Origin of the sequence: Mesorhizobium sp. M8A.F.Ca.ET.207.01.1.1 (assembly GCF_004794715.1) — a bacterium.
Taxonomy (GTDB): Bacteria; Pseudomonadota; Alphaproteobacteria; order Rhizobiales; family Rhizobiaceae; genus Mesorhizobium.
This window is the reverse complement of sequence record NZ_SRUS01000522.1, coordinates 1-292: the sequence shown is the minus strand read 5'-3', so window position 1 is coordinate 292 and position 292 is coordinate 1. Positions and strand designations below refer to the sequence as shown.

1 protein-coding gene is annotated in these 292 nt (G+C 64.4%); it reads right to left on the bottom strand.

The window, feature by feature from the left end:
- Window positions 1–224 (bottom strand): LysR family transcriptional regulator (locus EN850_RS35660; RefSeq protein WP_136093080.1); only part of this gene is annotated, 224 nt, incomplete at its 3' end.
- Window positions 225–292: the final 68 nt, after the last annotated feature.

The following is a 292-nucleotide window of genomic DNA, read 5'->3' as shown; positions in this document are numbered from 1 at the left end:
TGTGCATGACGCTGGCAGCGCAGCCCGTCCTCGGTCAGCTGCAGCCCGTGGGTGGAGCGCTGCAGCAGGCGCGTGCCGAGCCGCTGCTCCAGCCGTGCCACCAGCTTGCTTACCGCCGAGGGCGTCATGTCCAGGCTGCGGGCGGCGGCAGAAAAGCCACCGGTCTCGATCAACCGCACGAACACTGCCAGTTCGCCGGATCGGTTGATGTCGGGTCGCGCCATGACGATGAATCCAGTTCACAGATGATTGTCCATGCGCAGTCTAGTTCACAGGTGAACCCGGAATCACC